General features: G+C 45.2%; 7 protein-coding genes and 2 pseudogenes. 8 read left to right on the top strand and 1 reads right to left on the bottom strand.

The annotated features are described in order from the left end of the window. Nucleotides 1-91: 91 nt before the first annotated feature. From JCM16496_RS20545 to JCM16496_RS20520, 6 genes are all read left to right on the top strand, one after another. A complete protein-coding gene (locus JCM16496_RS20545; protein ID WP_025836374.1) occupies nucleotides 92-619 on the top strand; it encodes a hypothetical protein in 528 nt (175 codons plus the stop codon). 115 nt (nucleotides 620-734) lie between these two features. After that, on the top strand, nucleotides 735-1316 hold the full coding sequence (locus JCM16496_RS20540) for a hypothetical protein (RefSeq protein ID WP_025836373.1): 582 nt from the start codon (nucleotides 735-737) through the stop codon (nucleotides 1314-1316). 13 nt (nucleotides 1317-1329) lie between these two features. Then, nucleotides 1330-1941 carry a hypothetical protein gene (locus JCM16496_RS20535; protein ID WP_025836372.1) on the top strand — a complete coding sequence of 204 codons (612 nt, stop codon included), beginning with the start codon at nucleotides 1330-1332 and terminating at the stop codon, nucleotides 1939-1941. An 8-nt stretch (nucleotides 1942-1949) separates the two neighbouring features. After that, on the top strand, nucleotides 1950-2732 hold the full coding sequence (locus tag JCM16496_RS20530; RefSeq protein ID WP_025836371.1) for a hypothetical protein: 783 nt from the start codon (nucleotides 1950-1952) through the stop codon (nucleotides 2730-2732). Nucleotide 2733: 1 nt separating this feature from the next. Beyond that, a complete protein-coding gene (locus tag JCM16496_RS20525; RefSeq protein ID WP_025836370.1) occupies nucleotides 2734-3024 on the top strand; it encodes a winged helix-turn-helix domain-containing protein in 291 nt (96 codons plus the stop codon). A 65-nt stretch (nucleotides 3025-3089) separates the two neighbouring features. Next, nucleotides 3090-3668, top strand: coding sequence for a 5'-methylthioadenosine/S-adenosylhomocysteine nucleosidase family protein (locus JCM16496_RS20520; protein WP_025836369.1), 579 nt, complete (start codon nucleotides 3090-3092; stop codon nucleotides 3666-3668). A 4-nt stretch (nucleotides 3669-3672) separates the two neighbouring features. Here the strand turns inward: JCM16496_RS20520 and JCM16496_RS20515 are convergent, their stop codons facing one another. Beyond that, a complete protein-coding gene (locus tag JCM16496_RS20515) occupies nucleotides 3673-4032 on the bottom strand; it encodes a YbaN family protein (RefSeq protein ID WP_025836368.1) in 360 nt (119 codons plus the stop codon). 35 nt (nucleotides 4033-4067) lie between these two features. Between JCM16496_RS20515 and JCM16496_RS20510 the strand changes: the two are divergent. Both JCM16496_RS20510 and JCM16496_RS20505 read left to right on the top strand, forming a co-directional pair. Continuing rightward, nucleotides 4068-4939 (top strand): annotated as a pseudogene (locus JCM16496_RS20510) (pyridoxamine kinase). 14 nt (nucleotides 4940-4953) lie between these two features. Beyond that, nucleotides 4954-5786 (top strand): annotated as a pseudogene (locus JCM16496_RS20505) (phosphodiester glycosidase family protein); the annotation flags it as partial.

Genomic DNA, 5786 nt, shown 5'->3' with positions numbered 1-5786 from the left:
ATAAAATAAACTACTTATATTTGCAACATCTTAGATTGTCAATCGGGGGAATATGTGCTGAAATGAATAAGAATTTAACTGATTAAAGATTATGGAAGATAAGATACTTGATATGGGGAAGCAGAAGCCGGTTGCCGGAGTGGTACGGGATAGTTGGCAGCATCAGCTTTGGTGGATATTTACTGTACTAACGGTGATGTGTTTGTATTGGCTTTCCAATATCGTGTTGTGGGTTCCCTGGAGTCATAGCCCCCGGTTGGGTATGTTGCTGATGCTTACTGTAAACCCTCTTTTCTGGGGGATAGGCATTTATGCTTGCTTGTCTTGTGGGAGTAATGCCGGGAATCTGATGAAGAAGGCGTTGTTTGTATCATTGGTTGCTGTGGGAATATCTTTACTTTCGGATTTTCTGTTTTTTGCAGTATGCATGGAGTCAAAGGATGTATGGCATATCACTACTTTTTATGGTTATGCCTGGTTAGTGATACTGGCTTTGGGTGAGGCTTTCTTTTTGCGTAAAAGCTTGTTGGCCAGATGTTATGTGGTGACGGTGAGAGTACTGCTGGTTTTAGTGGGCATTCTACTGGGTTTATGGATTCTTCAGTATACTCTTGTTTAATTTTGAAAGGAGGGAATATGGAAACCTGGTTTATGTATATGCTTACGGCCAATTGGCTACTGATGCTTTTCTTGATATTGAATGTATTTGATGTTGAATAATAAATCTATTGGTTATGAATGACAGAGTGTTGAATGAGAAGGAGAGTTTGGAACTCATTGCTCAAATGATACAGAATACGAAGTCCCGGATGACTCGGAATTCCGGAGCTCCTTTTCTGATATGGGGATATACGACCATAATAGTGTCGTTATTGGTTTGGTTTCTGTTGAAGGAAACGGGAAATTATCATTGGCAATGGCTGTGGTTTTTGTTGCCGGCTATTTCCCTGCCTTCTACTTTATGGATTGAGCACAAACAGCCGAAGATGATTAAGACTTATATTGACCGTATTGTAGGATATGTATGGGCGGTATTCGGATTAGGGGGCTTTTTTGTTTCTTGGGTTTCCATCTTCTTCTGGAATATGTCTGTCCTTTTTGTCATATTACTGATGATGGGAATGGGGACGGCACTGACGGGACTGATTATAAAGATGAAGGTAGTGACAGTGTGCGGAGTGGTGGGGGCTTTGGCCTCTGTGGGGTGTATCTATGTACACGGTTTCGACCAGATACTGGTTTTTGCATTGGCTTTTGTTTTTATGATGGTGATACCGGGACATTACTTAAACGGAATGGCAAAGCAGGATAAATAAATATTTATTGATTATGGAAGACAAGAAACTGAACGAGAAAGAGAGTTTGGAACTCATCACTCAGATGATACAGAATACGCGTCGGAACTTGGACACAGGTAGCGGAAACATGTTTTTAGTGTGGGGATATGTGAGTGTATTGGTGACATTGACGGTGTTGGCGGGTGTGTACTTTACAAAGAATCCTCTCTGGATGTGGGGATTTTGGGGAATTCCCGTTATCGGGTATTTACTGATATTTCTTTTGATGCGTAAGCGTCAGAAGATGGTAAAATCTTACATTGACAAGATTTTAGTTCAGGTTTGGAGGATGTTTGGACTGATTTGTATGCTATTTGTATTGATGGCTACGGATCTTGAACGGTATGAGGTTATTCTTCCTATGGGGGCTATTGTCATGTCGATGGGAAGTATCATTACGGGTTGCATCATTCGTTATACTACATTTTTTATCTTTCCGGCTATGGGGCTTATGTGGGGTATGAAGAGTTTCTTTGATGCACTGGATTCCGGAACGTCATACGTGTCTTTGCTTTGGTTTGCCGGTGTGGTGGTCTTTGCCATGATTGTTCCGGGGCATATTTTGAACTATAAAGCCCGGAAAGAAGTTCACAACAGAAAGTGAGGTATAAGATGAAGACAATAAATAATGTTTTGGACAGATTTCTGCTCTCCTGGAAATTTATGGTATGGATGATTGTTTTGCAATTCATTTTATTTCCGGTTGCAACAAAAGAAGTTCAATGGGAATCTGTTGGAAATATGGTATTCTATACGTTGGGACATGCTTTTATACAAAATATGTATCCTTATGCATGGTTTTTTCAGGTATTGGCAATTGTGATGTTGTCGCTACTTGCTGTCTATAAAGCCAAGATATCCCGTTGCTTTATGTTGTATGCAGGCTGTTGTTATGTGTTGTATGCCATCATACAGAATGTGGCAGTGACAGATAAATATGGTTTCAGCATGGTGACGGTCAATGTGGTGATGATGCTCTTGGTTGCCCTGCTTTGGATGAGGGAAGCCTGGCGGGGGAGCAGCAGGCTGACCTTCGGCAATCTGAACCGAAGGACGGCATGGCTGATACCCGTGGCACTCTTTTGCCTATGGTGGCCTATGGACATGATGCGTGGCGCAGAACCCGATTTCAGCCCGATACATCTGTTTGCCGGAGGCTCGGCGATGGCATTTTGTCCGATGACTCCGGTTTTTCTGGTCCTGCTTCTATTGAGTAAAGAAAATATTGATTTAACTTTGCTGCGGGTAACGGCGTTGGTGGGGTTTATCATCGGCTGTTATAACATGGGCAATTTTGCAACCGATGCAGGGTTTTATTTGGGATTGTATCACCTTCCTTTGGTGGGAATATCTCTCTATGCATTGTTGAAAAGTAAACGGAAGAATAAAATTTGATATGTTTAAAGAACTGAACCCTTTGCTTCACAGTGAACTGCGGCTTGCGGTGATGTCGTTGCTCATCAGTGTCGAGGAAGCGGATTTTGTCTATATCCGCCAACAAACGAAAGCTACGGCAGGAAACCTCAGTGTGCAGTTGGATAAGCTCAGCAAGGCGGGTTATGTGGAGATAACAAAAACTTTTAAAGGAAAAATGCCTTGTACACTTTGTAGGATTACTCCGCAGGGAGTGGATGCCTTTGAAGAATATATAGAGGCGTTGAAATCTTATCTGGCGGGAAAATTATGATTTTCCTGAGAATTTGATGGGATTGATGGAAAATGGCAGTGTCTGATTAAAAACAATGAATTGATATGAGAATCTTGGTTACTTATGCCGTACAAGGCGAATTTACTGAATTGAAATTTCCCGGACTGATAGGGGAGGAAGAGGTGCAGATTGGCTATCTCCGTACCGGCGTGGGAAAGGTGAAATCGGCTTTTTATCTTTCTGAAGCGATAAACCATGCGCAGCCTGACCTGGTGGTCAATGTAGGTACGGCAGGGACTATCTGTCATCAGGTAGGAGATATTTTCGTATGCCGTCATTTTGTGGACCGTGATATGCAGAAGCTGGTGGAGCTTGGTATGGAGTATGAGATTGATTCAACGGATTTGTTGTCCCAAAAAGGATATTGTTTGCACTGGCCGGCAGGTGGTGTATGCAATACGGGGGATACTTTCCTGACAGAACTCTCGGATGTGTCCGGTGATGTTGTGGATATGGAAGCCTATGCCCAGGCTTTGGTATGCCGTGCCAAGAATGTTCCTTTCATTTCGGTGAAGTACGTGACGGACATTATCGGGCAGAACTCTGTGAAACATTGGGAAGACAAGCTTGCCGATGCCCGGAAGGGATTGGGAGAATTCTTCGAAAAATTGGGAGGAGTTTAGCACATCATCTCAACGTCTTGAATGACAGTATATGCCAAGTCACCCCCACAGCGACAAGGAACAATACTATCTTTATTTCTGTTAGTGGAATCAGGAAGAAGATGCAGTAAACCATTGTTCCCCACATCAGCAGTAGGGAGATGATTTTGGCACGTAGAGGGATGGCTTTGTTCTCGCGGAAGCTGCGGATGTAGGGACCGAGGCATTTGTGGTTCAGCAACCATTGGTACAGTCTGGGTGAGCCTCTGAAATAGAGTGCTGCCGTGAGCAGCAGGAAAGGCGTGGTGGGCAGTAACGGCAGGAAGATGCCGATGATGCCGAGTGCCAAAGAAACTGTTCCCAAAATGATGTAGACGGTTTTCATGCGGCAAATGTAGGAAAAATAATAATATAGATAATATGTATGCGAATAAAGTAAAGAAGGTTGTTGCCGTCCACGACTTGTCGGGAGTTGGACGGGTGTCTCTGACGGTGGTCATTCCCATCCTTTCGTCTATGGGCTTTCAGGTGTGTCCGTTGCCTACAGCCGTATTGTCGAGCCATACCCAGTATCCGGAGTTCTCTTTTCTGGACCTGACGGATGAAATGCCGAAGATTATTTCCGAGTGGAAGAAGCTGGAAGTACAGTTTGATGCCTTTTATACCGGCTATCTGGGTTCTCCGCGGCAAATACATATTGTTTCTGACTTTATTGATGACTTCCGCCGGCCGGACGGTCTGGTTGTGGTAGACCCGGTGTTGGGCGATAACGGACGGCTTTATGCGAACTTCCACGAGTCCATGATTGATGAAATGAAACACCTCATCACCAAGGCCGATGTCGTTACTCCCAATCTGACGGAGCTGTTCTATCTGCTGGGTATTCCTTATAAGGAGATGAATACGGATGAAGAGTTGAAGTCATACCTTCGCCAGCTTTCCGATTGTGGTCCCGAAGTGGTGATTATTACCAGTGTGCCCGTACGGATGATAAGCATAAGACGTCTGTGTATGCCTATAACCGGAACGGTAACCGCTACTGGAAGGTTACGTGTCCTTACCTGCCGGCCCATTATCCCGGAACGGGGGATACGTTTACCAGTGTCATCACCGGGGCACTGTTGCAAGGCGACAGTTTGCCCATTGCCCTGGACCGTGCCACGCAGTTCATTCTGCAAGGTATCCGTGCTACTTTCGGATACGAGTACGACAACCGTGAAGGTATACAGCTTGAAAAGGTGTTGCATAATCTCGACATGCCGATTCAAATCTGCAGCTATGAATTAATTTAAACCAATCCCATCTTATGAAAAAGAAAATATTCCTGGCAGTGTTTCTCTGTTGCGGTATGTTTGCAGCAATGGCGCAGACTGCTGCCGACTCTCTTGCCATCGTTTCTGCCGACTGGCAGACTGAGCCCCTGCAGAAAGGGATGCTTTATAAAAAGGCAGTATTCAGTTCTTTGTATGGAGTTCCTCAGGAAGTGTCCATTTTTGAAATATCCCCGAAGCACTACCGTTTCGATGTGCTCGTCCACAATCCCAAGGAGGAGACCAGTGTAGCCGCCCGGCATGCAGGTGCGGTGGCGGCCATCAATGGTTCCTATTTTGATATGAAAGTCGGGAATTCCGTCTGCTATCTGCGTAAGGACGGGGTGGTGATAGATACTACCTCTGCCGGGGTTCTGGCAACAGTGTCCAATGGAGCTGTGCTCATAAAGAAGGGCAGGCTGGAACTGATTCCCTGGAGCAAGCAGGAAGAAAAGGCATGTACTTTGAAAAAGGGTACTGTGCTGGCTTCCGGTCCTTTGATGCTGAAGGACGGGCAAGTGTGCGACTTGTCCGGGACTAACCGGAATTTTGTAAATACCAAGCATCCCCGCAGTGCTGTGGCGCTGACAAGAGAAGGAAAAATCCTGCTTATTGTCGTTGACGGACGTCGGAAGGGAAAAGCGGAAGGTATCAATATACCGAGCTTGCCCATATGATTCGTATATTGGGCGGGGAGGATGCGCTGAATCTGGACGGTGGTGGTTCTTCTACGCTGTGGAGTGGGGCGTTGCCGGATAAGGGAATAGCCAATACCCTGAGTGGCAGTGCAGAGCGTAAGGTTGCCAATTCTCTTTGTGTACCTAAAGTC

The sequence above is a fragment of the Bacteroides rodentium JCM 16496 genome, from assembly GCF_000614125.1.
Lineage (GTDB): Bacteria > Bacteroidota > Bacteroidia > Bacteroidales > Bacteroidaceae > Bacteroides > Bacteroides rodentium.
Note: the sequence above shows the minus strand (reverse complement) of the source record. Positions and strands in the feature narration are given on the sequence as shown.